We start from the raw sequence: 26,188 nt of genomic DNA on the forward strand, positions 1-26,188 counted from the left end.
TTGCGGCTCTTGCTGCAACTCCCATGATGCCCGCGCTCGCCCAGTTCCGGGTCGAGGTGTCGGGCGTCGGGCTGACGCAGCGGCCCATCGCGCTGGTCCCCTTCAAAGGGCAGGACGCCTCGCCGCAGAAAATTTCCGAGATCGTGCAGGCCGACCTCGAACGCAGCGGCCAGTTCCGCGGCGTCGATGCTTCCGGCCAGGCACTCGACGAAGCCTCCCGCCCCGACCTCGCACTGTGGCGCCAGCGCACGGCGGATTCGCTCGTGGTGGGCAGCGTCACGCGCCTGGGCGATGGCCGCTACGACGTGCGCTTTCGTCTGTGGGACGTGGTGCGCGGACAAGACCTCGGCGGCCAGAGCTACACCGTTCCGCAAGGCGACCTGCGGCTCGCGTCGCACCGCATTGCAGACTACGTCTATGAAAAGCTGACCGGCGACAAGGGCATTTTCTCGACCCGCATCGCCTACGTGACCAAGGGCGGCAGCCGCTATTCGCTGTGGGTGGCCGATGCCGACGGCGAGAACGCGCAAGCCGCGCTCGCGAGCCCGGAACCCATCATTTCGCCCGTGTGGTCGTCCAACGGCCAGCAGCTGGCGTATGTATCGTTCGAGTCGCGCAAGCCCGTGGTGTACGTGCACAACGTGGCCAGCGGGCAGCGCCGGTTGCTTGCGAACTTTCGCGGTTCCAACAGCGCGCCGGCCTGGGCACCCGACGGCGGTTCGCTTGCCGTCACGCTCAGCCGCGATGGCGGTTCGCAGCTTTACACCATTCCGGCCGGCGGCGGCGAGCCGCGCCGCCTGACCCAGAGCGCCAGCATCGACACCGAGCCCGTCTACTCGGCCGACGGCAGCACGATCTACTTCGTGAGCGACCGCGGCGGTGCCCCGCAGATCTACAAAATGGGCGCGAGCGGCGGCTCGCCGACCCGTGTCACCTTCAGCGGCACCTACAACATATCTCCTTCTGTCAGCGGCGATGGCCGGTGGTTGGCCTACATCTCCCGCGTTGGCGGTGCGTTCAAACTCCACGTGATGGAGTTGGCCACCGGCAATGTCTCGGCCATCACCGACACCTCGGCGGACGAGAGCCCGAGTTTTGCCCCCAACAGCAAGCTGATCGTCTACGCAACGAACCTGCAAGGCCGCGAAGCGCTCATGACGACCACGCTGGATGGAAAAATCAAGGCACGGCTGGCGGGACAGGCAGGAGACATAAGAGAACCGGACTGGGGTCCGTTTCAAAAGCAATGACCAAGGTTTATTTGAGGAGTACCCAATGTTGAAACGTACGATTTATTCGCTGGCTATCGTGGCCCTGATTGCTGGTTGCTCGTCGGGCACCAAGCTCAACGACGCTCCGGTGGGTGACCGTTCCGGCACCGCCGGCGGCCAGCAGGGTAGCGCGAGTTCGGTCGCCCCCGTCTCCATCGATTCCACCGCCGGTACCGCGCAGGGCCCGGTCGGTATCGAGCGCATCGTTTATTTCGACTACGACAGCTACACCGTCAAGCCGGAATTCCAGGCCCTGATCGACGGCCATGCCCGTTTCCTCAAGGCCAATTCGCAGCGCCGTGTTTCCATCGAAGGCCACACCGACGAACGTGGCGGCCGCGAGTACAACCTTGCGCTCGGCCAGAAGCGTTCCGAAGCCGTCCGCCGTGCGCTGACGCTGCTCGGCGTGAACGACGCCCAGATCGAAGCCGTGAGCTTCGGCAAGGAAAAGCCGGCGGCTCAGGGTTCGGGCGAAGAAGTCTGGGCACAGAACCGCCGCGCTGAAATCCGATACACCCGGTGATGCAACACGCTTTACTGCGAGGCGCGGCACTGGCTGCCGCCTTGCTTTGCGTTTCGGCCGGCTCGCAAGCTGCGTTGTTCGAGGATGACGAGGCGCGCCGCGCCATCCTCGACCTGCGGCAGCGGGTCGAGGCCATGCGCCAGCAGACCGACCAGCGGCTGACCGACGAAAACGGACAGCTGCGCCGCAGCCTGCTCGATCTGCAAAACCAGATCGAGCAGATGCGGGGCGATCTTGCGCGCATGACCGGCCAGAACGAGCAGCTGCAGCGTACGCTGGGCGAGATGCAGTCGCGCCAGAGCACCATCGACGACCGGCTGAAGCAGAACGAGCCCACAAAGGTTTCGGTGGACGGACGCGAGTTCACCGCCGACCCCAAGGAAAAAGCCGATTTCGATGCAGCGCTCGGCATCTTCCGTGCGGGCCAGTTCGCGCAGGCGCAAACCGCCTTCGCCGAGTTCGTCAAGCGCTACCCGCAAAGCGGCTACAACGCCTCCGCGCTGTTCTGGCTCGGCAATGCGCAGTACGCCACGCGCAACTACAACGAGGCCATTGCGAACTTCCGTTCCATGCTGTCGCTCGCGCCCGACCACGCCAAGGCTCCCGAGGCCGTGCTGTCGATTGCGAACTGCCAGATCGAGCTGAAAGACACGCGCGCCGCACGCCGCACGCTGGAAGACCTGACCAAGGCCTACCCGCAATCGGAAGCCGCCCAGGCGGGCCGCGAGCGTCTCTCGCGCCTGCGCTAGTGCCAGCGGAGCCCTCCGCTTGAGCGCAGCAATCCTTCCGGAAGCATCGACCGTTGCCGCGGGTGTCGTTACCGACGACACCGCGGCACCTGACTTTGCGCGCCGCTTCGGCGGCCTCGAGCGCCTTTACGGCGTGGCCGGTGCCGCGCGCATCCGCAACGCCCATGTGCTGGTTGCCGGCATCGGCGGCGTCGGCTCCTGGGCTGTCGAGGCATTGGCACGCAGCGGAGTAGGGCGCTTGACGCTGATCGACCTCGACCATGTGTCGGAGTCGAACATCAACCGGCAGATCCACGCGCTCGACTCGACCGTGGGGCAGGCCAAGGTCGAGGCCATGCGCGACCGCATTGCGCAGATCAATCCCGATTGCAAGGTGCTCGCCGTCGACGAGTTCGTCGAGCCCGGCAACTGGACGGCGCTGCTCGATGCGGCGCAGGCCGCGAACGGGCCGGCAACGGCCGTCATCGATGCCTGCGACCAGGTGAAGGCCAAGCTCACCATGGCCGCATGGGCACGCGCATCGCGCGCGGCCTTTGTCACCGTGGGTGCGGCCGGTGGCAAGCGGCAGGCGCACAAGGTCGACATCGACGATCTTTCGCTCGTCACGCACGACCCGCTGCTGGCCCAGTTGCGCCAGCGCCTGCGCAAGGAACACGGCGCACCGCGCGAGGGCCGCAAGATCGGCGTGACCTGCGTCTTCAGCCGCGAAAGCGTTGCACCGCCCGATGCGTCCTGTGCCATTGACGGCGATGGCTCGCTCAACTGCCACGGCTACGGTTCCGTGGTGAGCGTGACGGCTACCTTCGGTCAATGTGCCGCAGGTTGGGTTCTCGACAAAATTGCGAGCAACGCCGCGCTATAATCTTTGGCTTTGCCGGATTCAACACCGGCAGAACTGAAAAAAAGAAAAATGGTTCCGGGACGTTAGCTCAGTTGGTAGAGCAGCGGACTTTTAATCCGTTGGTCACTGGTTCGAATCCAGTACGTCCTACCACCCGCACTGGTGGAATATAGAAAGCCTGCTATCGAAGAGATAGTGGGCTTTTTGTTTTTCCGGCCGCCGGCTTGTCTACGCGGGCTGGATCGTTTGCTCCGGCGCGATGTCTGGTACAAAGCCTCATGACCGTCCCGCTCGCGGCTTCCTTCATCGATCTTTTGTTCGGTTTGGAGCTGGGGCCCGCTGACGAGTCCATTCGCAACCGCTGCTCGCTCGAGAGCCTCGTCTGGAAAAAATCCGAACAGGAAGGCCTGCTCGAGCTTGGCATGCGGGAGTTCGAAGCAACAGGGCTTCGGCTTGCGTCGGATGCGCTGGTGCTGGAGATCGGCCGCATCGCCGCGCATGAAGTGGTTGGGCAGGTGCGCACCGAGGGCGGCGTACCGCGTCTGTCAGCCATCGAGGCGGTCGAGGCCGAACTCTCGGGAGTGAAGCTGCACGGGCCCCTGGTCATGCCACCGCAAATCCAGGCGGCGTTGCAAGCCTTGCAGCCATCGGGCGGCGCGGCCCCGTCAGCCGGCGTGATCTCGCCCCAGGCAGCCGCCGACGCATGGTGCTTCGGTCCGCTTGCCGAGGCCGAAGGCGCGATTCGCGGGCAGATCACCGATGCGCATTTGCTGTTCGACGCTGATGTCACGGTGCCCATACGGCAGGGGCTCATCGACTTCAACGACGCGACTGTCGAACATGTTGGGCCGGACTCGCGCATGGGCGTGAGCCGGCTGGGCCTTTATGTCGATGCGCCGAATGGGCGCAGTTATCTTTATCAGTTCGCATCGGCACCGCTCGCAGGTGTGGAGTTCGAGCACCGCGGGGCTCTGCTGAGCCCGTGGGTCTCCGAGCGCGGCAAGCTGCACTTGAAGGCGTTCGCCGAGGCGATGCTGCGCCAGAGCGTGGGTGTGGGTGGCCAGAGCCAGGGATTGACGGAGCAGGCGCGTCTGTTGCTGGGCCGCACCGCGCTTGCGGGCGAGGTGCAACTCAGCGACGGTCTCTTTGCCGTGCCAGGCGCGCAAGCGCACGTGGAGGGAAGCGGTGAAGGGCGCAATGCAGTCGGCGTGCGCTCTGACGCCCTTCACCAAGGTTTGACCCTCCAGATGGCCTCCTTGTCTGCCCGCGACGCAGTGGTGCAGTGGAGGGGGGCGCAGCTGGGTTGCGAGAAGATCGCGGCGCGGGTCAAGTTCCAGGTTTTCGTGGAGGGCGCACACCTGCGCTTCGTGCTCGACGTAGAGAACTGCAAGGTCGCAGGATTGCGGCTAGATCTTCATCGTCCCGAAAACGGGTAGGGCACACAGTCATCTTTTCTACTGCCTGCCGGTTCCCGGGGGGCTAACGAGTCAGGCCGCCTGCGGCAGGTAGCTGGGCCTCGGCGCAGTCATCCCGCGCTTCACCTGCTGGGTGAGCTCATCGGCCAGCACTTCGTCGAGACCCGACTCGAGTCCGTCGAGCGCACGCGCGACGATGTCCTCGGGGCTGGACTTCGGCACATCGAACCCGCGCGTGAGATCGGTATCGACATAGGCCATGTGCAGCGCCAGTACCTGGGTCTGCTGCGCCGACAGTTCGCTGCGCAAGGCATTGGTGAGCGACCATGCGGCGGACTTGCTTGCCGAATAGGCGGCCAACTCGCCGCCGTTCACCCAAGAGGCAACCGACAAGACGTTGAGCAGCGCGCCGCCGCCGTTGGCTTTGAGAATCGGCGCGAAGGCCTTGCTCATGCGCAGCACGGCGAAGAAGTTGGTCTCGAAGATGCGCCGCGCAATGTCTTCGCTGTCGGCCGCGAGAAAGCCGCCGGGCTGGGCAATGCCGGCGTTGTTGATCACCAGCGTTACGTCCGACGCCAGCGCTGCGGCGGCAGTCACATCCTCCGGCTTGTTGACGTCGAGCCGCAGGGCTTGAACGCCAGCTTGAGTCACGGTTGCAGGGTCGCGTGCGCCCACGTAGACCTTCCGGGCGCCGCGGGCGAGCAGCTCGCGCGCGAATGCCAGGCCGATGCCGCGATTGGCGCCCGTGACGAGGGCAACTGCATTTTCGATCTTCATGGGAATCTCCAAACAGGGAAAAAACGGGCGAAGCTCACTTGACCTTGATGACGACCTTGCCCTTGGCGCGGCCTGCTTCGACATAGGCCAGGGCTTCATTGGTGGACTCGAACGGGAACACGCGGTCGATCACGGGCCGGACGGCACCGGCATCGAAGAGCCGGGTGATCTCGCGCAACTGGCTTCCGTTCGCCCTCATGAAGAGAAACGAGAAACCGACGCCGCGGCTCTTTGCCTTGCGCCGGATGCCTGCGCTCAGCAGCCGCATGACCAGTTTCACGAAGCCGGGTGCGCCGCTTTCCTTGCCGAATTCAGGATCGGGCGGGCCGGAGATGGTGATGAGCTTGCCGCCGTGCTTGAGTACGCGAAGGGACTTCTCGAGCGTCTTGCCGTCCTGGCTGTTGAGCACCACGTCATAGTCGCGCAAGATATCTTCGAAGTCCTGCGTCTTGTAGTCGATGACGACGTCCGCGCCCAGGCTCTTCACGAGCGCGGCATTGGTGGCGCTCGTCGTCGTGGCGACTGTTGCGCCCAGCTGCTTGGCCAGCTGGATGGCAAAGGTGCCCACGCCGCCGGAGCCGGCCTGGATGAAGACCTTCTGGCCCTTCTTCAGTCCGGCTTTCTCGACCAGTGCCTGCCACGCTGTCAGGGCCACCAGGGGAACGGAAGCGGCTTCTTCCATCGTGAGGCCCGCGGGCTTGAGCGCCAGGGAGGCTTCCTTGACGGGAACGAATTCAGCGAAGGTCCCGATCCGGAAATCATCCGCCCGCGCATAGACCTCATCGCCCAGCTTGAACTGCCGCACGCGCGGACCGACCTTGACGACCACCCCGGCCACGTCGTGCCCCAGCACGAGGGGCAGGCGATAGGGCAGGATGAGCTTGAACTCCCCGTCCCGGATCTTGGAGTCCAGCAGGTTCACGCCGGCGGCATGGACCTCGACCAGGACCTCGTCGTCGCGCAGCTCCGGAGCCGGCATGTCCGCCAGCTGCAATGGGCGCTTCTTTCCATATTGCCCGAGAACGAATGCTTTCATGGTTTTTCCTTTATTTCGGGCTTGCCCAGCTTTGCGAACAGCCTGGCGTGGGAGCACGATGGCCTATTTCGAATGATGGTCATCATATATTCTTGCGAAAGAAAAGGCATCGCTTTCCGATGGGGTCAGGTGGGGGCCAGGTGCTTCAGTGCGGCCTCGCACAGGCTGGCCGACAGCGCGGGCTCGTCGACGGCACGAGCCAACACCAATGCGCCCACCATGGTGGCAACGGTCACGAGTGCCCGTTCGTGAGCACCGGGCTGCCCCCAATCGGGCAACTGGCGGGCGACAAGATCGATCGTTTCCTTGATGTGCCGGGTGGTCACGCGGCGTACCTCGGGCGTCTGGCGGGGCGTTTCCGAGCCCAGTGCGGCCAGGGGGCATCCCCGTTCGATCTGCTCCAGGTGTTCCGGCGAGAGATAGGCGCGAAGCATGAATGCCAGGGTCTGATCGGCAGGCACGCTGGCAACGACGTCCGTTGCTGCGGCGGCTGCTTCGGCGCAGGCCCGGCTCGCTGCTTCTGCCAGCATGGCTTCGCGCGATGGAAAGTGGGCATAGAAGGCGCCATGGGTCAGGCCCGCTTCCTTCATGATGTCGGCCACACCGGTGCCGTCGTAGCCGCTGCGACGGATCGCACGCGCGGCTGCGGACACGATGCGCTCGTGCGAGGCTTCCTTGGCAGCCGTTCTGACTTTATGCTTTGAATTTCGCATGACGTTCATCATACATTTTCTGCAAGGCATCTGCAGCGACGAATCGGCCATGACCCGTGCGACCCTGCGGTCATTGTTCGCTCCGCGTGCCATCCTCGCGGTCTTGCTCGAGTTCCGAAATGAACGACACTGAATTTGCACCTTCAGGAGGCCCGCTGCGCCTCAACCCGCATCCGGAAGCCGCATGAGCGAAAGCCCTGCAATCCAGGATGCCGATCTGCTGCGCCGGCTGCTGCGCGCCAAGGACCGGATGGACGCCGCATCGCACGAGGAGTGGCCCGTCGGGCGGCTGGCGCAGGTCAGCGGTGTGTCCGAGGCCCACTTCGCGCGATCGTTCAAGCAGGCCTTCGGCATTCCGCCGCACCGCTATCTGCTCACGCGGCGCATCGAGCGGGCGATGGCGCTGCTGCGCGAAACCGACCTGCCCATTACCGACATTGCCTTCGACACGGGCTGGGCGAGCCTGGGCACCTTCGGTCGTACCTTCCGCGACATCACCGGCAACAGTCCGAGCGCAATCCGCTCGCGCGGGAAGCAGGCAGCCCACGAGCTTGGCCGCGTGCCCGTGTGCATCGCCAGCGCCGCGCGCCGGCCCGACCTCACGACCGCAGTTTCGGAGAAGCGGCGCCAGGCCGCGAACGGTACAAACGAGCCCGAACAACAACAGGAGATTCCATGAAGCAGGGCATTGAAGTCGTCGGTTTGTATGTGCGCGATCAGGAAGAAGCGCTTGCGTTCTATGTAGAGAAGCTTGGTTTCCGCGTCCACACGGATGTGAAGAACGGCGACTATCGCTGGCTCACGGTGCAGCACCCGGACCAGCCGTCGTTCCAGCTCGGCCTGTTCACGCCCGGACCGCCGGTGCTCGATGCAGCGACGGCGCAAGCCGTGCGCGCCATCGTGGCCAAGGGCGCGATGCCGCCGCTCGTGCTGACGGTGGACGACTGCCGTGCGGCCTACGACCGGATGCTCGGCCTGGGCGTGGAGTTCACGCAGGAGCCGGTGGATCGTTTCGGCACCGTGGACGCCGGTTTTCGCGACCCGTCGGGGAACGGGTGGAAGATGATCCAGGGGCGCGGCTGAGGAGGAGACGGGTCGGTCGTTACGCATTTTTCCCCGCCTCGCGGCGTATACGCGCAGTGCGCTTCCGGCTGACACACGCATCGGCGCAAGCCTACGTTGGAAACCAAAGTCTTCACCTTCAATGGCGCCGACGTCGAAAGGGGACTGAGGCGTGCCGTGCGTCTCGCCGTCGGCGGATCAGGAGACAGCCATGCCCACCCAGAACGAGAAGAAGAACGACGAGGCAAACCCTGGCGCCCACGATGGCGGCATCGATCCCCCACAAGGCCTGACCGGCAGCACCCGACGCTCGCTCCTGCGCAGCGCCGTGCTGTTCGCGATGTTCTCGGGCAGCGGCATCGGCTTGACCGCCTGCGGTGGCGGTGGCGGCGGAGGAGGTGGTGGCATAGGCGGCGGCGGAGGAGGAGGCAGCCCGCCCGAGGGCTCCGGCTCGGTGTTCAAGCACGGCATCGCCAGCGGCGACCCGTTGTCCGACCGCGTGATGCTCTGGACCCGCATAACGGCGCCCGCACCGGGCACCCTCAACGTCGGTTGGGAAGTGGCAAGCGATGAGCGCTTCGGCATCATCGTCGCGCGTGGCACCACGAGCACCGGCCCCGAGCGCGACTACACGGTCAAGGTGGATGCCACAGGCCTCCAGCCCGCCAGCACCTACTTCTATCGCTTCTCGGTGGGCAGCGAGAACTCGCCCATCGGCCGCACCAGGACGCTGCCGGTGGGCGGCGTCTCGCAGGCCCGGCTGGCGGTGGTGTCCTGCTCCAACTTTCCGAGTGGCTACTTCAATGTGTATGCCGACATCGCCAAGCGCACCGACATCGATGTGGTGCTTCACCTGGGCGACTACATCTACGAATACGGCCGCGTGGGCTTTGCGTCGCAGCTCGCCATTGCCATCGACCGCGTGTCGAACCCCGACCACGAGGTTCTGACGCTTGCGGACTACCGCCTGCGCCATGCGCAGTACCGCACCGACAACGACCTGCGCACGCTGCATGCGCGGCTGCCGATGATCGCCGTGTGGGACGACCACGACCTGGCCGACAACGCCTGGGCGGGCGGTGCCGCCAACCACGACGAGGCGACCGAGGGCAGCTTTGCCGCACGGCGCGCGGCTGCCGTGCAGGCCTATCACGAGTGGTTGCCCACGCGGCTGCCTGACCCGGCCAACCCGCTGCGGATCTATCGCTCGTTCGACATCGGCACGCTGGCGTCGATTCACATGCTCGACACCCGGCTGATCGGACGCGACAGGCAAGTCACGCTCGACCAGTACCAGGCCGGCGAGGCTGCCGCGTCGACGCGGCAGCTGCTGGGGCAGCCGCAGGTGGACTGGCTGTCCGGGCGCATGGCTGCATCGGCAGGCACCTGGCAGGTGCTGGGCCAGCAGGTGCTCATGATGCGCATGACCATTCCGCTGAGCATCGCGACCGACTTCTCCCTCGAAACACTGAGCGCCTACCTGGCGGCGCAGGCGCTACCAGACTCCGCTCGCAGCGAAAGCCAGCGAGCCCTGATTGCGCAGCAGAAGGTGCCCTACAACCTGGACGCGTGGGATGGCTATCCCGCCGCGCGCGACGCCGTGCTTGCCATGGCGCGCAGCCAGGGAAAGAACCTGATCTCGCTGGCCGGCGACACGCACAATTCCTGGGCCGGGAATCTCACGGATATCTCAGGGCAGCGGGTCGGGGTGGAGTTCGGAACGTCGTCGGTGTCCTCTCCCGGCTTCGAACGGGCGCTGCCGTTGATTGCCAACGACCTGCTGTCCGATGGCTTCCGGCGCATGGTCGACGACCTGCGCTACGCCGAGACGAGCAAGCGCGGCTATGCCGTGCTGACCCTGACGCCAGCCGAAGCGCGCTGCGAATATGTCGAGATCAGCACAGTGTTCAGCCGCGAATACTCGGTACGAACGGCCGCCGCGCTGCGCGCGCTGCCGGGCGCCGGCAACCTGCAGGTGCTCGCCGCCTGAGCAAGGCTTTCACGGCGCCGCTCGGGCGCCTGGACCCAAGCCTGTCCACCTCCCCTCAGGGCACTGCGGTTAGCATGTTCGGCTGCATACATGAGGCGGATGGATCAATGCGGATACTGCTTGTAGAAGACGACAAGGTTCTGGCGGACGCGCTCTCGCGAGCGCTGGTGCAGTCCGCCCACGCCGTCGACATCGTCTCCACCGGTGAAGAGGCCGACCATGCGCTCGCGCTCGGCATCTACGACCTGGCGATACTGGACATCGGCCTGCCGAAACTGAGCGGGCTGGATGTGCTGCAGCGGCTGCGTGCGCGCAAGTCCACGATGCCCGTGCTGATGCTCACGGCCTTCGACACGCTGCAAGACCGCGTTCGCGGGCTCGATCTTGGCGCCGACGACTACCTGGCCAAGCCATTCGATCTGCCGGAGCTGGAAGCCCGCGTGCGTGCCCTGCTGCGCCGCGGCACCAATTCCACGCCTTACCTCGAACACGGGCTGCTGCGCTTCGACACGGTGGGCCGACGCGTGTTCTACGAAAAGAGGCCGCTGGATCTCTCGCCGCGCGAGCTGGCCGTGCTGGAGCTGCTGATGATGCGCGAAGGGCGAGTCGTCGGCAAAGAGCAGATGGTCAACCATCTGTACGGGTGGGGCGACGAGGTCGGGGAAAACGCGATCGAGGTCAACGTCTACCGGCTGCGCAAGAAGCTCGAGCCGCTCGGATGCGAGATACGCACCGTGCGCGGCATGGGCTATCTGATGGACCGCAGCGATGCGCAAACCTGAGCCCAGGCTGCAGCGCAAGCTGCTGGCCTGGCTGCTCGGGCCCCTCGCCGTTCTGCTGGTGCTGGACACCGGTGCCGCCTACTGGAACTCGCTGCGTTTTTCCAATCTCGCCTACGACCGTGCGCTGTACGAGATCGGGCGCGAGATCGTGCTGCACGTGAAGCTCGACGGCGCCCGCCCACGGCTCGACCTCTCCGAGGCCGCGGGCAACATCCTGCTGCTGGACCAGGAAGACCTGCTCTTCTACCGCGTCGTCAGCGAGGACGGCACCGCCCTGGGTGGCGATGCGGAAATGCCGCCGCCGCAGAGGGAAGACGCAGCCGGGCCGCGCTTTTACCGGGATGCGGTGCGCGGCCAGCCGGTGCGCATGCTGGTGGCCCGGATGCCCGTCGGCGCCAACCCCGGAGCGCCGATGGTCCGGGTGCAGGTCGCTGAAACCCTCCACAAGCGCACGCGGCTTGCCTGGGAGATGCTGGCCAACGTGGTGGTGCCGCAGTTGCTGCTGATCGTGATGGCCACGGCGGTGGTCTGGTTCGGCGTTTCGCGCGGGCTCGAGCCGCTGCAGCGGCTGCGGCGCGCGGTGTCGGACCGCTCGCACCTGGACCTGAGCCCGATCGACATCCATAACGTTCCGGGCGAGGTGCGGCCGCTGGTGGATGAAGTCAACGAGCTGATGGTGCGGCTCGGGCGAACCTTCGATTTCCAGAACCGCTTCGTGGCCGACGCGGCCCACCAGCTGAAGACACCCGTCAGCGGCCTGAAGGCCCAGATCGAGTTGGCGCTGCGGGAGAACGACGCAGAGCGTGTGCGCCATTCGCTCGCGCAGCTCTACATCAGCGCCGACCGGCTGTCCAGGCTGGTGCAGCAGCTGCTTTCGCTCGCCCGCAACGAGCCCGGCGCACTCGACGCCATGCAGCTGGAACCGCTCGACCTGAATGCCTACGCCCTGGAGGTCAGCATGGAATGGGTTCCGCAGGCAATCAAGCGCGACATCGACCTGGGCTTTGAAGGCGTCGAGCATCCGCTGGTGATCAACGCCGACCGCGACCGCCTGCGCGAGCTGATCAACAACCTGATCGACAACGCGATCCGCTACAGCCAGTCGAGCGGCCGGGTGACCGTGCGGGTGAGCCAGAGCGAAAGCGAGAGCGGCCAGTGCCGCCTGGCCATCAGCGACGACGGGCCCAGCGTCCCGGTGGAGGAGCGCGCGCGCATCTTCGAACGCTTTCACCGCCTGCTCGGCACGCAAGAAGACGGCAGCGGCCTCGGCCTTGCCATCGTCAGCGAGATTGCCACGCTGCACGGCGCGCGCATCACGCTGGAGGAAGACATCGACGGCGTGGGCAACACCTTCAGCGTCTTCTTCCCGTTGCGGACGGCTTGAGCCGGCGCCGCACGGGCCGGCTGTAAGCTGGCTGACAGCTGGCAGACAAGTTACTGACAGCTCGCCGGCAGAAAGGTGACAGCACAGGCACGTAGCCTCGAACACGACGGAACCGCAGTGGTTCCGCTTCCATTTCGAGGAGACACCATGTCGTTTTTAACCAGTCCGGATTTCTGGATTGCCCTGTCGCAGATCATCCTGATCAATATCGTCCTGAGTGGCGACAACGCCGTCGTCATCGCGATGGCCTCCCGCTCGCTGCCGCCCGCGCAGCAGAAAAAAGCCATCCTGTTCGGCAGCATGGGCGCCATCGTGTTGCGCGTGGTGCTGACGTTCTTTGCCGTCTACCTGCTCACGCTGCCCTACCTCAAGCTGGTGGGCGCCGCGCTGCTGTTCTGGATCGGCGTCGGCCTGCTGAAGGGCGAAGACGGCGAAGAGAAACTGGACGGGCACTCCAGCCTCGCTGCGGCCATCAAGACCATCGTGGTCGCCGACCTGGTCATGAGCCTGGACAACGTCGTTGGTGTCGCGGCCGCTGCCAAGGGCAACGTTCCGCTGCTGGTATTCGGCCTCGTGATCAGCATTCCGCTCATCATCTTCGGCAGCACTCTGATCCTGAAGCTGATGGACCGTTTCCCCATCATCATCACGCTCGGCGCCGCCTTGCTCGGATGGGTGGCCGGCGAAATGGCGATGTCGGATCCGTCCATTGCCGGCTGGGCCGCCAACCAGCATGCGCTGCACAAGGTGGTTCCCGCGCTCGGCGCCATCTCCGTCGTGATGATCGGCAAGTGGCTGACCAGCCGGCAGCAGCCGGAACCCGCCAACCAGACCGCCTGAAGGTGTCGTCGTGAGACGGCGCATTCTGGTTCCCATCGACCCGGCCGAGCCGGCCCGCACGCGTTCGGCCATCGAGCAGGTCGTGCGGATCTGCCAGGGGGAGCCGGCGGCGGTTCGGCTGCTGCGGGTCCAGCCCGTGGTTTCCGGCCACGTTGCAATGTTCTTCGACGCGCAAGAGCTGCGCGAGCTGCAGCAAAGCGCGGGCGCCGAGGAACTGCAGTTCGCGCGGAGGCTGCTCGCCATGGCCGGTGTCTCTTGCAGCACCACCGTGGCCATCGGGCGCAGCGCCGAGACCATCGTTGCGGCGGCCCGCGACTTCGGCTGCGATCGCATCGTCTTCGGCCGGGAGGAGCCCAGCCTGGCGGGACGCATATTCGGCTCGCTGGCGCAGCAAGTGCGCCAGCTGTCGGGCGCGAGTGGCGGCGGCTTCCAGGTCATCGGCTCCTGAACCGAGGCCGGCCCTGGCGGGGCCGGCTTCCGGTTGTTCCTGCGGCCGGGCCCGTATTCGTCAGCCAAGCTCAGCGGTACGAGAGCACCAGCCCGTGCACCAGCCGCGTCCATCCATCCAGCATCACGAACAGCAGAAGCTTGAACGGCAGCGAGATGGTGGTCGGCGCGATCATCGACATGCCGAGCGCCAGCAGCACGGTGGCCACGATCAGGTCCACCACCACGAACACCAGGTAGATGATGAAGCCGATCTGGAAGGCGCGCGTCAGCTCGCTGAGCGTGAAGCTGGGCACCAGCACCATGAAGTCGTCGTCCTTCAATTGCTCGGCCCGCGCCTTGGGCCAGATGTTGGAGGCCGACTTCAAGAAGAACTGCCGCTCGCGTTCGTGCGTGTGCTTCTGGAGGAACTCCTTCACCGGTACCTTGGCCGCGTCGATCACGGCCATGATGTCGCCCATGCTTTCGCCCTTGATGCCGAAGTTGCGGTTGCGCAGCGTGTCGCCGATGTCCATGCCCACCGGCGCCATGATGTAGACCGTCAGGATGACGGCGATGCCGTTCAGCACCATGTTCGGAGGCGTCTGCTGCAGGCCCAGCGCGGTGCGCAGGAGGCCGAACACGATGACCAGTTTGGTGTAGCTCGTCACCATCAGCGCCGCGAAGGTCGCGAAGCCGAATGCGACCATGACCGCGACGAGTGTGAGAGGCTCCGGTATTCCGCCTTGCATGAATGAGAAGCCCGCTCAGACTTCGCCGGGAGCGAACTCCGACACACGCACGCCCAGGCGGTCGCCCACGGCCACCAGGTAGCCCTTGCCCAGCACGTTGCCGTGCGCAAGGATGCGCACCGGGCTGCGGTTGAGCGGCTGCGCCAGGTCGAACACATGGCCGGCGCGAATGCTCTTCAGCTCGCCGAGCGACAGCGACAGGTCGCCCACCTCGAAGCGCAGCGTCACCTCCAGCGCGTCGAGCCGGTCGAGCGGCAGGTTGACGTTGTCTGCGGCGGGTGCGGGGTCGGCGGGCGTGTCTGGCTTCATGGCACTGTCTCTCGATTGCTGAACGGTGATGCGCGAGCCTTCGGCAACGGCCGAGAGGTGCAGCCCGCTGGGGCCTCCCAGCTCGGCGGTGACGACTATGGCGGCACCCGAAGAACTCCATTGCTCGATGCCGACGATGTCGCCGGGGCGGATGCTGCTGATCTCGCGCAGCTGGATCGGCGTGCTGCCGAGCCGGAAGCTCACCGGCAGGCGCAAGGCATGAAAAGCCTCGCTCGTTCGCACGGCATGGCGAGGTCCGGCGACAGCGGGCACGAGGGCGTCGAGCGTGGCGGCATCGTCGAACTGCACGAAGCCGCGCAGCATCGCGCCGCCATCCGATGGCGCGGCAACGAAGAAGGCGGCGCGCTCGGGGTCGCAATGCAGGAGCGGCTGCTCGCGCGGTTCCCTTCTTGCATCGCGGCCGTCCCACGAGGCGCGCGTCTCGGCCTCCGAGGGCTGCCATTCGAAGTGCAGGCGCAGCGCTTTCTCGAGCGCATCGATCAGTGGATGAAGCGCATCGGCCAGGAGGATGTAGCGCAGGTCGCGCGGCAGCAGGTCGATGCGGCGCTCGCCGAGCAGGGCCTGCATGCTCGGTGCATCCATCGCGAGATGGCCGATGTGCGCGCCGAGCCTGAAGCTGTAGCTCTCGCGCGATGTGTGAGCAAAAGCTTCGTCGTGATGCCATGCGAGGCGATAGCTCACGCCCTTGGCCGCCACGCCATGCCACGGTGCCGCCGAATACAGGCGGTTCAGCGCCCGCACATTCGCCGCATCGGCGCGAGGCAACGTGCGAGCCTCTCCGAGCTCCATCACTGCTTCAGCAGCTCGGGCCGGCATGCATGCTTTCGTTCGAATTGTGGCTACGTCTTGTCACTGTCTACACACCTTCAAGCAACGCGAAAACCTTCGCGTCGGAGTCGGCGCAGCTTAGCGAAACGGGCAGGGCGCAGGTAGTACGCAAACGCGTAGTGCCGTGCGCGCCACAAGTTCTTCGTACTTACGAGAACTCGTGGTTGCCGTGGACGGAGGGCGCCGCTTAGAGTCCACCGCGACGTGAGGTTCTTCACGTTCGATGTGCGTTGCGAGGCGATGCGCATCCCACAACAACTCCAAGATTTCAATTGAGCAAGGACGCCATGGCGAGTCCCTCGCGAACTCTTCAACAACAGTACCGCGGCAGCTTTCGCGATCTGCTGGGCAACGCCGGCCGCTACAACGATCTGCTGCTCGCAGGCTTGCTGGTGGTGGTGGTGGCGCTGTTCGTGCTGCCGCTGCCGACGCCGCTGCTCGACCTGCTGATTGCGAGCAACCTGGCCATCAGCCTGGTGCTGCTGATCGTCGCGATGTATGTGCCCTCGGCGCTGTCGTTGTCGACTTTTCCGTCGCTGCTTCTGTTCACCACGTTGTTCCGCCTTGCGCTCAACATCGCATCGACCAAGCTGATCCTGCTGCAGGCCAACGCGGGCCACATCATCGACACCTTCGGCAAGCTGATCGTCGGCAACAACGTGGTGGTCGGCGGCGTGGTGTTCCTCATCATCGCCATCGTCCAGTTCATCGTGATCGCCAAGGGCTCGGAGCGCGTGGCCGAGGTGGCGGCGCGCTTCGCGCTCGACGCCATGCCCGGCAAGCAGATGAGCATCGACGCCGACGTGCGTGCCGGCGCGCTGTCTTCCGCCAAGGCGCAGAAGAAGCGCCAGCTTCTGGAACAGGAGTGCCAGTTGCACGGAGCGATGGACGGCGCCATGAAGTTCGTGAAGGGCGATGCCATTGCCAGCATCGTGATCGCGCTCGTCAATATCCTCGCGGGCATCGCCATCGGCACGCTGATGCACGACATGACGCTGGGCGCCGCGCTGCAGCGCTACGCCATCCTGACGGTGGGCGACGGCATGGTGTCGCAGATTCCGTCGCTGCTGGTGTCGATTGCGGCGGGCATCGTCATCACGCGCGTGAGCACCGGCGACCGCCGCGAATCGCAGCTCGCGCAGCAGATCGGCGAACAGATGATGGCGCATCCGCGTGCGCTCATCATTGCTGGCCTCGCCGTGGCCAGCTTCCTCGTGGTGCCCGGTTTTCCGAAATGGGTGTTCGGCCTGTTGGCCGCGATCCTGCTCGGCCTGGGCTTTGCAATGCGCATGCTGCGCCAGCAGCGCAACACACCGGACTGGATCTCTCACGGCGGCGGCGTGGCCGCCGAGGAAACCGATACCGACCACGCCATTGCCGCGCCGTTGGCGGTGCGCCTGTCTTCCGGCCTGCGCAGCTCGGTCGACCGCTTCGTGCTCGACCTGCACCTGTCGCGGGTCAAGACCTCGGTCGAGTCCGATCTCGGCCCGATCTTTCCGAGGCTGCAGCTGAACTACGTGGAAGGCATGGCCGACAACGAGTACCAGGTGCTGGTGCACGACGTGGCGGTGGCGCGCGGCATGCTCAAGCCCGGGTGGCTGCTGCTCGACCCCGCGCAGGCCGTTGCAACACCGCCGGGCGCGGAAGTTGCCGAGCCCTTCGGTCCCTTCGCGCGGGTCGTATGGATGCCGAATCCGGAGCCCGGCATGACCACATGGACCGGTGCGGAAGTGGTGGGCCTGCATGTCGACCACACGGTGCGCCGCCACGTGAAGGACCTGATCGGCCTGCAGGAGGTGCAGCGCCTGCTGCACTCGGTGCAGCGCGATGCGCCCGAGCTTGCGGCCGAAGTGCTGCGTGTGGCCTCTGCGCAGCGCATTGCCGAGGTGCTGCGCCGGCTGCTACAGGAGGGCATTCCGATTCGCAACCTGCACGCCATTTTCGAGAGCCTGACCATGTGGGCTGCCAAGGAACAGGACGGCATTGCGTTGACCGAGCTGGTGCGCATTCACCTCGGGCGCTACATCACGAGCCGCTACGTCGGCGCGAACCGGCAGCTCGAGGCGATCCTGTTCGAGTCCAGCCTGCTCGATCGCGTGCAGAACGCCATCGAGCGTTCGCCGCGCGGCAACCTGCTGCTGCTGAGCCCGGCGGTCACGCAGGACATCCGCGAGCAGCTGCGCCGCATTCTGGGCTCCACGGCCAACCGCGTGGTGGCCATCGCGTCGTCCGACGTGCGCCGCTACATCAAGAACCTGATCGAGCCGGTGGCGCCGCACATGGCGGTGCTGTCCTACCAGGAAATAGACGACGACGTGGCCCTGCAACCCGTGGGCTGGATCACCAACCCCACCGCGCATTGATGAACGACAACAACGACCTGTTTCCCGAGGGAGCCGAAACGAGCCATGACACCGCAGAACATTCTGGACATCACGCGCGAGGGGCTGCTGCTCGTGCTGTGGATTTCACTGCCGGTGGTGGTGGTGGCCACGCTCTCGTCGCTCGTCGTGGCGGTGCTGCAGGCGGTGACGCAGGTGCAGGACCAGAGCATCGGCCAGTCGGTGAGGCTCATCGCGGTGATGGTGGCGATCATCGTCACGGCCGGCTGGCTGGGCCGCGACGTGATGCGCTTCGCGGAGCGCGCCTTCCTGTCGCTCACTTCACTGTCATGACGGCCGCGATGACGGTCGTTGCGCGCCTTCTTCTCGCCCGGCGGCAAGCCTTCATGCTGCTCTGCGGCGCCGTGCTCATGCTGCTGCTCGTACAGCACGGCATGGCGGCGGAGTTCCGCTGGCAGAACAAGCCTTTCCAGATCGTTGCCAACGAGAAGCCGCTCGGCGACTTCCTGCGCGAGCTGGCGGCCTCGCAGGGCATCACGGCGGTGATCGATCCCAAGGTCAACGGCGTCATCAGCGGCAAATTCGACGGGCCCGCGAAGAATATTCTGAACAGCGTGTGTTCGGTGAACGGACTCACCTGGTACTACGACGGGGCCTTCTTGTTCGTCGACCTGGCAGCCGATGCGAAGAGCGAGGTGCTGCCGATTGCGGCGGAGAACGCCGGCCGCATTGCCGAGACGCTGGTGCGGCTGCACATTTCCGACGAGCGTTATCCGCTCAGCATCAGCGAGCGCGATGCCAGCGTCTACGTGACCGGCCCGCGGCGCTATGTGGAAATGGTGCGCCAGGCGGTGAAGCTCGCAGACCAGAAAACCGCCATGGCCGAGGGCGCCGAGATCCGCCTCTTTCCGCTCAAGTACGCATGGGCCTCCGACTTCCGCATCAACCGTTCCGGCAAGGAAACGGTGATTCCGGGCGTGGCCAATGTGCTGCGCAGCCTGTACGGCCGCGCGGGCAACCAGTCTTCCGGCGGCGGCGGGGCGGGCGGGCGCGGAACCAGCGGGCCGCTTTCGGTGGGGCCGAACCGGCAGATCAAGCTGCGCAGCGGCGAGACCATCAACGCGCCCAAGATCGATATCGCAGGTGCAGGCCAGGGCGGCGACGCCGCCACGCTCGGCGGCATGTCGGGCATCACCGGCAACGAGCTGCCGCAGTTCCAGGCCGACACGCGCATGAACGCCGTGCTGGTGCGCGACATGCCCGACAAGATGGCGCAGTACGCACGGCTGATCGAGTCGATGGACACGCGCCCGCGGCTGGTGGAAATCGAAGTGACCATCATGGACATCAGCTCCGACACGCTCAGCAGCCTGGGCATCGACTGGCGCCTGCACGGACGGCACGCCGACTTCCAGACCGGACGCGGCGACCGCGGGCCGCTCACCTGGGGCGGCACCGGCAGCGAAGCCGGCCAGATCGGAAGCTTCGATGGCTCCGGCAATCCGCTCACGCCGCTGGGCGGCATGTTCACCGCCGCCATCGGCAACAGCGCGCGCAACTACCTGCTGGCCCGCGTCACCGCGCTGGCCACCAACGGCAACGCCAACTTCGTGGCCCGCCCCAAGGTGATGACGCTGGACAACACCGAGGCCGTGCTGGAGAACCTGAGCGAGTTCTACGTGCGTGTGGACGGCTTCCAGGACGCGGGCCTTTTCAGCATTACCGCCGGTACCGCCGTGCGCGTAACGCCGCTCATCATCGACGAGAAGGCCGGCCGCGGCGTGATGATGTCGATCGACATTGTCGACGGCGACCTGAGCCCGCAATCGGTCGACAAGATTCCAATCGTGCGCCGCCGCACGGTCAACACGCAGGCGCTGGTCGACGAGGGCGCAAGCCTATTGATTGCCGGCTACTCGTCGGAAGAAAAGAGCAACGCGGTCACCGGCGTTCCGCTGCTGAAAGACCTTCCCGGCGTGGGCGGCCTCTTCAGGTACACCGACAAGAAGCAGGCCAACATGGAGCGCTTCTATCTGCTGACCCCGCGCCTCGTCACGCCCGGCTCCACGGCCTCGGTGCCGATGCTGCCTCTGCCCGAGCCCGGAGGTTGAGCATGGATCGCGAAGAAGCTCCGTTCGACGACAACGCCGGTGCCGAGCTCACGGCGCCGCAAGGCATGCACGCGCAGGCCGCCGGCTGGTGCCTGCGCTTCCTGAGCGGCGCGGTGAAGGGCCGCACCATCGTGCTCAAGCCCGGCATCAACGTGCTGGGTTCGGGCGGCGAGTGCGAGGTGATGCTGCCGGGCGGCGACGTGCTGCCGCGCCACCTCGCATTCACCGTCGGCGAGCTGGTGGTGTCGATGCAGCGCCTGGGCACGGCCTCGGCGCGGCTCAACGGTGAAGAGATGCAGCAGCCGCGCAAGAGCGTGGTGGCCGGCGACATCGTGAGCGTGGGGCAGATCGATTTTCAGCTCGACCGCACCTATCCCGCCAGCGCGCAGGAAGACCGGATGTTTGCGCCAGCGCATGGCCCGCTGCCCGAAGGCGAGGCGCTGGCGCAGCAGCCGGCCTCCGGCGTGCAGCGCCTCGGCCTGTGGGTGGGCGGCGTGGTGGCGCTGCTGGCCGTGCTCGGCCTTGCGGCCATGTCGCTCGGAGGCAGTCCCGGCGCGATGAACGGCGGCAGCGTGAACCTGGCGGAAGTGGAAAAGGCGCTGGTGCCGTTCCCCGAAGTGGAGGTCATCGCGGCACCCGGCGGGCAGTTCGGCGTGAAGGGCTACGTGGAATCGAAGCAGCGCCGCAAGACGCTGGAAGACGCCATGGCGCGCTTCGGCAACAAGGTCAGCGTCAACGTGCATTCGGCCGAAGACATGGTCGAGCAGGCACGCCGCTATGTCGGCGACCCCGGCGTGGCCGTGACCTATACGGGGCAGGGCCGGCTGGCACTCACCGGCACGGTGGAAGACGCCGCCGTGCGGCAGAAGATCCGCCGCCTCAGCGAAGACCTGCATCCCTCGGTGCTGGTTTCCGACAAGGTGCAGTACCGCGAGAAGCCCAAGACCGAGAACAAGGACGACGACATGCGCGCCCAGTGGGACAGCTGGCAGAGCGTGCTGCCGGCCCGCATGGTGAGCATTACCGAAGACGGCGAGGGCCTGCGCCACATCCAGCTTTCGAACGGCAACCGCTACTACGAAGGCTCTGTGCTGCGCTCGGGCGCCGAACTGAAACGCATCGACGCCGACGGGCTGGTTCTGAGCGGCGGCGTGCCCAACAAGAAACCCGCGAGGTGAGAGATGTGCAAGCCACGCCGCTCTCAGCCCGCGCACCCCGATTTCATGCGTCGGCGCCGCAAGCCCGCTGCATGGAATGGCTTCGTCCCCGCAGGGGGCACGGAGCGCTTTCATCCGCAAGTGAAAAAAACCTCAACCCTTTGACAGGAGTTTCCTTATGAGCGCAGTCGACACCTCGATCCAGCAAATGCAACAAGCCGCGGCCGACCAGGCGCGCCTGATGAGCGTCAGCATGGCTGCGGGCGCCACCATCTCTGGCGCTGCGGCCACGGCCCAGACGGTGAATGGCGCCAACGCCGCCGGCACCGAAGTGGCGAAGTCCACCGGCAACGACATCCGCCAGTCCGCCAAGCAGAACTGATGGGGAGGCCTGCGCGAAGCCGCAGGGCTTCGCGCGGCCCTTTTTCTTTTCCGAGGAGAGTAGACATGACCGATCCCATTGCGTCGGCAGCCGTTGGTGCGCCGCCACCGGAAGCCGCGGCATCCGCTGCATCGCAGGCTGCGCAGCAGACCGTGAGCCCCTCGCGCTTCGAGCCGGGCGAGACGCGCATGTTCGCCAACATGATGCAGGGCATGCAGCCGCCGGGCGGAACGACGGCGCCCAGTGCGATCGGCGACGCGGCCAAGTCGCTGGCCGCGCAGTTGTCGGGCAACGTGCGCTCCATCGAAGACATGCGCAAGAGCATGCTCGAGTCCATCGATTTCGCAGACCCCATCAAGACCATGTTCGTGATGACCGATCACGCCATGGAGGCCAACATGATGTTTGCGCGAATGCATATTTCCACCGGGCTGGCCAGCGCCGCAACCAGCCTGTTCGGCAGTCTGCTGAAGAACCAGCAATGAAGACACCGATACGCCCGCGCTGGCTGGCCGCGCTCGTTCTGTTGCTGGCGCTGGCCGGCTGCAAGGTTGCGCTCTATTCCAACCTCAAGGAGCAGGAGGCCAACGAGATCGTCGCCGCGCTGTCGAACGAAGGCATCGGCGCGGCCAAGACCAGGCTCGAAGGCAGCAACTGGCAGGTCGAGGTGGAGGAAGACCGCCTGAGCCAGGCGCTGGACGTGCTGCGGGTGCAGGGCCTGCCGGCCGAGCGCTACGTGAGCATGGGCGAGGTGTTCCAGAAGCAGGGCCTGGTGTCCACGCCTTCGGAGGAACGCATGCGCTACATCTACGCCATTTCGCAGGAGCTGTCGCAAACCCTGCGCAACGTCGACGGTGTGGTGTCGGCGCGCGTGCACGTGGTCATTCCGGCCAACGATCCGCTGAGCGAGAAGATCCGCCCCTCATCCGCGGCGGTGTTCATCAAGCACCGGCCCGACGTCGACCTGCGCCTTCTGGCCCCGGCCGTGAAGGACATGGTGGCCCACAGCATCGAAGGGCTCGCACACGACCAGGTGTCGCTGTCGCTGTTCGAGGCGCGCCGCGCGACCGGCGTGGCGCCCGCGGGCAATGCAGCGGGTGCGCCGATGGTGCTCGGCATGTTCTCGACGCAGACCGCCATGGTGCTGCTCGGCCTGCTGCTGCTGGCCGCCATATGCCTCATGGCATTGCCGACGTTGCTGCGCCGCCAAGGACAGGACTGGCGCACCTGGATGCGCCGCCAGGTGCTCAAGCGCTGACCCGCCCACCCATGCAGGCGCCGAACACCGCTCCACCCACCTCCGCGGCCATGCCCGGCCCGATGGACCTGGTGCGCCTGGTGATGCGCTTCAACCTGCACCCCGAAGCCGATTTGCACCCGAGCTGGCTGCCGCCGGACTGGCCGGTGCGGCATCGCTCGTTAGCGCGCCTGGGGCCCGCCGGCCGTACCGTGCTGGCCGATCTGCTGCGGCGCGGGCAGGAGCCCGGCCATGCGCAACCTCCTGCACAGGCTCATGCAGCGGCCGACTACAACTTCGACTCGCGGCTCAAGCGGCTGGCTTTGCTCGATGCCGCGTCGCTGCGGCGTCTCGCGGCCTATGTCGGTTTCTGTGCGCACCTGCCGCTTTTCAAGTTGCGCGGCGGTGCGGGCCTGCAGATCCGCCGCCAGGCGCGCCGCTTCGACCGAGACGCCGTCGACTTCGTGCTCGACCGCGTGCCCCAACTTACCGAACTGCGGATGGACCGCACCGTGCTGCAGCAGCGCCCCATGGCCACCGGCCGCGTGGTGCTCGATCGCGGCTACCGGCTGCTGCTGGGCGCCGCCGCACCCGAAGGGGCGCTGGTGCGGGAGCGCCTGAAGCACAAGCTGCCGCGCCGCATCTCCGCCTTGAGCGTACCGGCCTTCGAGCCTCGCCAGGCCTCGCAACTCAATGAACTGATGCTCTCCTGCATCGTTCCCGAAAGACTGCCGCAATGGGACTGGCTTTTCTGATCACCACAGACAACCTGCAGCTCTTGAGCGAGCGCAAGGTGTTGAAGGAAAACGAATACGCGGCGCTGCTCGATGCGGCCGCGGTGGTCGATACCGCGCGCAAGGAAGCGGCGCGAATCGGGCAGCAAGCCGAAGACGGTGCCGAAGCCAGTCGGCGAAAGGGCTACGAGGAAGGGCTCGCACAGGCCCGCGCCGAATACGCCACGCAGCTCGTGGCCGAAAGCATGGCCGTCGAGCGGCAGCTGCACGCGCTGCGAACGTCGATGGCGCAGATCGTCGTCAAGGCGGTGGGGCAGTTCCTGGCCGAGGCCGATCCGACGGTGTTGTTCCGCTCGGCCCTGGTGCGCGTGGAGGCGCTGCTGCGCGCGGAGCCGTTCATCACGGTGCGCGTGGCGCCCGAGCAGGAAGCCAACATGCGCGAGACACTGCACCGGCTGCGCAGCGACGCCAGCTGGAGCATGGCCATGACCATTGCGCCGGATGCGGATCTGCCGGCCGGTGCCTGCATGGTGCAAACCTCGACCGGTGTGCTCGAGATCGGTGTCGAAGCGCAGCTGGAGGCCTTTCGCCGCGCGGTCGAGCAGGGCGGCATGATCCCGCCGTCGGGGAGGGTTCGATGAGCGCGAAAGCGGCCACGGCACCGCGCACCGTCGGCATGTCCGGTGCGGCACTGGACATCGTGGCCGAGCTGGAAGCAGCGTTCGCGCATGTCACGCCGGTGGCGATGCGCGGCCGGGTCAGCAAGGCGGTCGGCATGCTGATCGACGCCACCGGCATCCAGGCCCATGTGGGCGAACTGTGCGAACTGGTCACGCCCGGCGAGCCGCCGCTGCTGGCCGAAGTGGTGGGCTTTCGCGGCAACACGGCCATCCTCACGCCGATGGGCCCGATCACCGGCATCTCGGCGCTGACCGAGGTGGTGCCGACGGGGCGCGGCCATGTGTGCCCGGTGGGTGCCGGCCTGCTGGGCCGGGTGCTCGACGCGCTGGGCCAGCCCATCGACGAACTCGGCCCGCTCGCGGTGCACGCGCGGCTGCCCGTGCACCGCGAACCGGTGAGCCCGCTCGCGCGGCGCATGATCGACGCGCCCCTGGCGACCGGCATCCGCGCCGTCGACACGCTGCTGACCCTGGGCGAAGGCCAGCGCGTGGGCGTGTTCGCTCCGCCCGGCGTGGGCAAGAGCACCTTGCTCGGCATGCTGGCGCGCGGATCGACGGCGGATGTCAACGTGATTGCGCTGATCGGCGAGCGCGGACGCGAGGTGAAGGAGTTCATCGAACACAACCTCGGCCCGGAAGGGCTGGCCAAGACGGTGATGGTGGTGTCCACCTCCGACCGGCCGCCGATGGAGCGCATCAAGTCCGCCTATGCGGCGACCACCATCGCCGAGCATTTTCGCGACCAGGGCAAGAAGGTGCTGCTGCTGGTCGATTCGCTCACGCGCTTTGCGCGCGCGCAGCGCGAAATCGGCCTCGCGAGCGGCGAGCCGCCAACGCGGCGCAGCTATCCGCCGTCGATCTTTTCGATGCTGCCGCAGCTGCTGGAGCGCGCGGGGCAGGGCAAGACCGGCTCCATCACCGCCGTTTACTCGGTACTGACCGAGGGCGACGAAGAGAACGACCCGATCGCCGAAGAGGTGCGCTCCATTCTCGACGGGCATATCGTGCTCTCGCGCAAGATTGCGGCGGCCAATCGCTACCCGGCCATCGACGTACTGGCCAGCATCAGCCGCGTGATGCCGCTGGTGACCTCGCGCGAGCACGGCGCGGCAGCCGCGCACTTTCGCAGCCTGCTGGCCAAGTACCAGGAGATGGAGCTGCTCGTGCAGATCGGCGAATACCGGCCGGGCAGCGATGCGCTGGCCGACGAGGCAATTCAGGCGCGGCCCGCGATGCTCGACTTTCTGTCGCAGCCGCCGAAGACCAGCCTGCCTTTCGAGCAGTCGCTGGCGGCATTGCTGCGCCGGCCCGCCCGAACGGAGCACGCCGCATGAGCATCGACTGGAAGCTCCTGGCCGACGTGCGCGAGCGGCAGAAAACCGCCGCCATGGGCGTGGTTGCGCGCGACCGTGCGGCCGCCGAGCAGAGCCAGGCGCAACTGCGGCAGGCCGAGGCCGCGCAGCAGCAACAGGTGCAGAACAAGCTGCAGCACTGGGAAGCCACGCGCGGCGCGCTATCGGGCGGCCAGTACAGCGTGGCGGAGTTCCGCCAAGCGGGCGCCTGGAGCGGCACGCTCGATGCGCAGATCGCGCAGGCCGGCCAGGTCACGGCGCTGGCTGCGCGAGCGCACTCCGAGCGCGAGCAGGTGCTGGAGCAAAGCCGCCGCCAGTTGCGCGCCGCCCACGGCGAACTCGAAAAAGCCCAGCAGATGCAGCAGCGCGCTCACACCGAGCGCCTGCACCTGCAGGAGCTGCGGCTCGAAGATGTCAACGAAGAGAGCACCGCGCAGGCATGGGCCATGCGCCGGCCCGCCTAGGTACGCAGCA

28 protein-coding genes and 1 tRNA gene are annotated in these 26,188 nt (G+C 66.3%); 24 read left to right on the forward strand and 5 right to left on the reverse strand.

Annotated features, from left to right (window positions below):
• The first annotated feature begins 23 nt into the window (after positions 1 to 23).
• From tolB to ABIC94_RS04845, 6 genes are all read left to right on the forward strand, one after another.
• Positions 24 to 1,250 (forward strand): Tol-Pal system beta propeller repeat protein TolB, encoded by a 1,227-nt coding sequence (tolB, locus tag ABIC94_RS04820; RefSeq protein WP_354371741.1) that lies wholly within the window; start codon positions 24 to 26, stop codon positions 1,248 to 1,250.
• Between the two features lie 25 nt (positions 1,251 to 1,275).
• Complete coding sequence (gene pal, locus ABIC94_RS04825; protein ID WP_354371743.1) at positions 1,276 to 1,794, forward strand: peptidoglycan-associated lipoprotein Pal; 519 nt, start codon at positions 1,276 to 1,278, stop codon at positions 1,792 to 1,794.
• Positions 1,794 to 2,543: a tol-pal system protein YbgF gene (gene ybgF / locus ABIC94_RS04830; protein WP_354371745.1), complete on the forward strand. Its 750-nt coding sequence runs from the start codon at positions 1,794 to 1,796 to the stop codon at positions 2,541 to 2,543. Before pal ends, ybgF begins: the two co-directional genes overlap by 1 nt.
• A gap of 31 nt (positions 2,544 to 2,574) precedes the next feature.
• Entirely contained in the window at positions 2,575 to 3,405 is an 831-nt protein-coding gene (locus ABIC94_RS04835; protein ID WP_436317940.1) for a tRNA threonylcarbamoyladenosine dehydratase, read from the forward strand.
• Positions 3,406 to 3,461: 56 nt separating this feature from the next.
• A tRNA-Lys gene (locus tag ABIC94_RS04840) sits at positions 3,462 to 3,537 on the forward strand.
• Between the two features lie 125 nt (positions 3,538 to 3,662).
• Entirely contained in the window at positions 3,663 to 4,820 is a 1,158-nt protein-coding gene (locus tag ABIC94_RS04845; RefSeq protein WP_354371749.1) for a hypothetical protein, read from the forward strand.
• Positions 4,821 to 4,871: 51 nt separating this feature from the next.
• On the opposite strand, the gene ABIC94_RS04850 is transcribed toward ABIC94_RS04845, so the two are convergent.
• The 3 genes from ABIC94_RS04850 to ABIC94_RS04860 form a co-directional block, all read right to left on the reverse strand.
• Positions 4,872 to 5,576 carry an SDR family oxidoreductase gene (locus ABIC94_RS04850; RefSeq protein WP_354371751.1) on the reverse strand — a complete coding sequence of 235 codons (705 nt, stop codon included), beginning with the start codon at positions 5,574 to 5,576 and terminating at the stop codon, positions 4,872 to 4,874.
• 34 nt (positions 5,577 to 5,610) lie between these two features.
• Complete coding sequence (locus ABIC94_RS04855; RefSeq protein WP_354371753.1) at positions 5,611 to 6,612, reverse strand: NADP-dependent oxidoreductase; 1,002 nt, start codon at positions 6,610 to 6,612, stop codon at positions 5,611 to 5,613.
• 125 nt (positions 6,613 to 6,737) lie between these two features.
• A complete protein-coding gene (locus tag ABIC94_RS04860) occupies positions 6,738 to 7,337 on the reverse strand; it encodes a TetR/AcrR family transcriptional regulator (RefSeq protein ID WP_354371755.1) in 600 nt (199 codons plus the stop codon).
• 172 nt (positions 7,338 to 7,509) lie between these two features.
• On the opposite strand from ABIC94_RS04860, the gene ABIC94_RS04865 reads away from it, so the two are divergent.
• From ABIC94_RS04865 to ABIC94_RS04895, 7 genes are all read left to right on the forward strand, one after another.
• The gene (locus tag ABIC94_RS04865; protein ID WP_354371757.1) at positions 7,510 to 8,004 is read left to right on the forward strand and encodes a helix-turn-helix transcriptional regulator; all 495 of its coding nucleotides are present in this window, start codon (positions 7,510 to 7,512) and stop codon (positions 8,002 to 8,004) included.
• Positions 8,001 to 8,408: a VOC family protein gene (locus ABIC94_RS04870; protein ID WP_354371759.1), complete on the forward strand. Its 408-nt coding sequence runs from the start codon at positions 8,001 to 8,003 to the stop codon at positions 8,406 to 8,408. The genes ABIC94_RS04865 and ABIC94_RS04870 overlap by 4 nt, the downstream gene beginning before the upstream one ends.
• A gap of 190 nt (positions 8,409 to 8,598) precedes the next feature.
• Positions 8,599 to 10,377: an alkaline phosphatase D family protein gene (locus ABIC94_RS04875; RefSeq protein WP_354371761.1), complete on the forward strand. Its 1,779-nt coding sequence runs from the start codon at positions 8,599 to 8,601 to the stop codon at positions 10,375 to 10,377.
• A 107-nt stretch (positions 10,378 to 10,484) separates the two neighbouring features.
• On the forward strand, positions 10,485 to 11,159 hold the full coding sequence (locus tag ABIC94_RS04880; RefSeq protein WP_354371763.1) for a response regulator transcription factor: 675 nt from the start codon (positions 10,485 to 10,487) through the stop codon (positions 11,157 to 11,159).
• A complete protein-coding gene (locus ABIC94_RS04885) occupies positions 11,146 to 12,543 on the forward strand; it encodes a sensor histidine kinase (RefSeq protein ID WP_354371765.1) in 1,398 nt (465 codons plus the stop codon). The genes ABIC94_RS04880 and ABIC94_RS04885 overlap by 14 nt, the downstream gene beginning before the upstream one ends.
• Before the next feature lie 147 nt (positions 12,544 to 12,690).
• A complete protein-coding gene (locus ABIC94_RS04890) occupies positions 12,691 to 13,383 on the forward strand; it encodes a TerC family protein (RefSeq protein WP_354371767.1) in 693 nt (230 codons plus the stop codon).
• Between the two features lie 10 nt (positions 13,384 to 13,393).
• Positions 13,394 to 13,831 carry a universal stress protein gene (locus tag ABIC94_RS04895; protein WP_354371769.1) on the forward strand — a complete coding sequence of 146 codons (438 nt, stop codon included), beginning with the start codon at positions 13,394 to 13,396 and terminating at the stop codon, positions 13,829 to 13,831.
• Positions 13,832 to 13,901: 70 nt separating this feature from the next.
• Here ABIC94_RS04895 and sctR read toward each other — a convergent pair whose 3' ends face one another.
• Complete coding sequence (gene sctR, locus ABIC94_RS04900) at positions 13,902 to 14,561, reverse strand: type III secretion system export apparatus subunit SctR (RefSeq protein WP_354371771.1); 660 nt, start codon at positions 14,559 to 14,561, stop codon at positions 13,902 to 13,904.
• 15 nt (positions 14,562 to 14,576) lie between these two features.
• Positions 14,577 to 15,707: a type III secretion system cytoplasmic ring protein SctQ gene (gene sctQ, locus ABIC94_RS04905; protein ID WP_354371773.1), complete on the reverse strand. Its 1,131-nt coding sequence runs from the start codon at positions 15,705 to 15,707 to the stop codon at positions 14,577 to 14,579.
• Between the two features lie 299 nt (positions 15,708 to 16,006).
• Here sctQ and sctV point away from each other — a divergent pair, with 299 nt between their 5' ends.
• The 11 genes from sctV to ABIC94_RS04960 all read left to right on the forward strand — a co-directional run bounded on the left by sctV (position 16,007) and on the right by ABIC94_RS04960 (position 26,178).
• Positions 16,007 to 18,082 (forward strand): type III secretion system export apparatus subunit SctV, encoded by a 2,076-nt coding sequence (gene sctV, locus ABIC94_RS04910; RefSeq protein WP_354372035.1) that lies wholly within the window; start codon positions 16,007 to 16,009, stop codon positions 18,080 to 18,082.
• Positions 18,083 to 18,127: 45 nt separating this feature from the next.
• Positions 18,128 to 18,394, forward strand: coding sequence for a type III secretion system export apparatus subunit SctS (gene sctS, locus ABIC94_RS04915; RefSeq protein ID WP_307700928.1), 267 nt, complete (start codon positions 18,128 to 18,130; stop codon positions 18,392 to 18,394).
• Positions 18,391 to 20,172, forward strand: coding sequence for a type III secretion system outer membrane ring subunit SctC (sctC, locus tag ABIC94_RS04920; protein ID WP_354371776.1), 1,782 nt, complete (start codon positions 18,391 to 18,393; stop codon positions 20,170 to 20,172). The genes sctS and sctC overlap by 4 nt, the downstream gene beginning before the upstream one ends.
• Before the next feature lie 2 nt (positions 20,173 to 20,174).
• Entirely contained in the window at positions 20,175 to 21,350 is a 1,176-nt protein-coding gene (locus ABIC94_RS04925; RefSeq protein WP_354371778.1) for an FHA domain-containing protein, read from the forward strand.
• A gap of 157 nt (positions 21,351 to 21,507) precedes the next feature.
• A complete protein-coding gene (locus tag ABIC94_RS04930; RefSeq protein WP_007834711.1) occupies positions 21,508 to 21,711 on the forward strand; it encodes a hypothetical protein in 204 nt (67 codons plus the stop codon).
• A 65-nt stretch (positions 21,712 to 21,776) separates the two neighbouring features.
• Positions 21,777 to 22,196, forward strand: a complete 420-nt coding sequence (locus ABIC94_RS04935; protein ID WP_354371780.1) for a hypothetical protein — start codon at positions 21,777 to 21,779, stop codon at positions 22,194 to 22,196.
• The gene (gene sctJ, locus ABIC94_RS04940) at positions 22,193 to 22,969 is read left to right on the forward strand and encodes a type III secretion system inner membrane ring lipoprotein SctJ (RefSeq protein WP_354371781.1); all 777 of its coding nucleotides are present in this window, start codon (positions 22,193 to 22,195) and stop codon (positions 22,967 to 22,969) included. The genes ABIC94_RS04935 and sctJ overlap by 4 nt, the downstream gene beginning before the upstream one ends.
• An 11-nt stretch (positions 22,970 to 22,980) precedes the next feature.
• A complete protein-coding gene (locus ABIC94_RS04945) occupies positions 22,981 to 23,703 on the forward strand; it encodes a type III secretion system protein (protein ID WP_354371783.1) in 723 nt (240 codons plus the stop codon).
• On the forward strand, positions 23,685 to 24,323 hold the full coding sequence (gene sctL, locus ABIC94_RS04950) for a type III secretion system stator protein SctL (RefSeq protein ID WP_354371784.1): 639 nt from the start codon (positions 23,685 to 23,687) through the stop codon (positions 24,321 to 24,323). The genes ABIC94_RS04945 and sctL overlap by 19 nt, the downstream gene beginning before the upstream one ends.
• Complete coding sequence (locus ABIC94_RS04955; RefSeq protein ID WP_354371786.1) at positions 24,320 to 25,696, forward strand: FliI/YscN family ATPase; 1,377 nt, start codon at positions 24,320 to 24,322, stop codon at positions 25,694 to 25,696. The genes sctL and ABIC94_RS04955 overlap by 4 nt, the downstream gene beginning before the upstream one ends.
• Positions 25,693 to 26,178, forward strand: coding sequence for a serine kinase (locus ABIC94_RS04960; protein WP_354371788.1), 486 nt, complete (start codon positions 25,693 to 25,695; stop codon positions 26,176 to 26,178). The genes ABIC94_RS04955 and ABIC94_RS04960 overlap by 4 nt, the downstream gene beginning before the upstream one ends.
• The last annotated feature ends 10 nt before the right edge of the window (positions 26,179 to 26,188 follow it).

This window comes from Variovorax paradoxus (assembly GCF_040544635.1).
GTDB lineage: Bacteria > Pseudomonadota > Gammaproteobacteria > Burkholderiales > Burkholderiaceae_C > Variovorax > Variovorax paradoxus_R.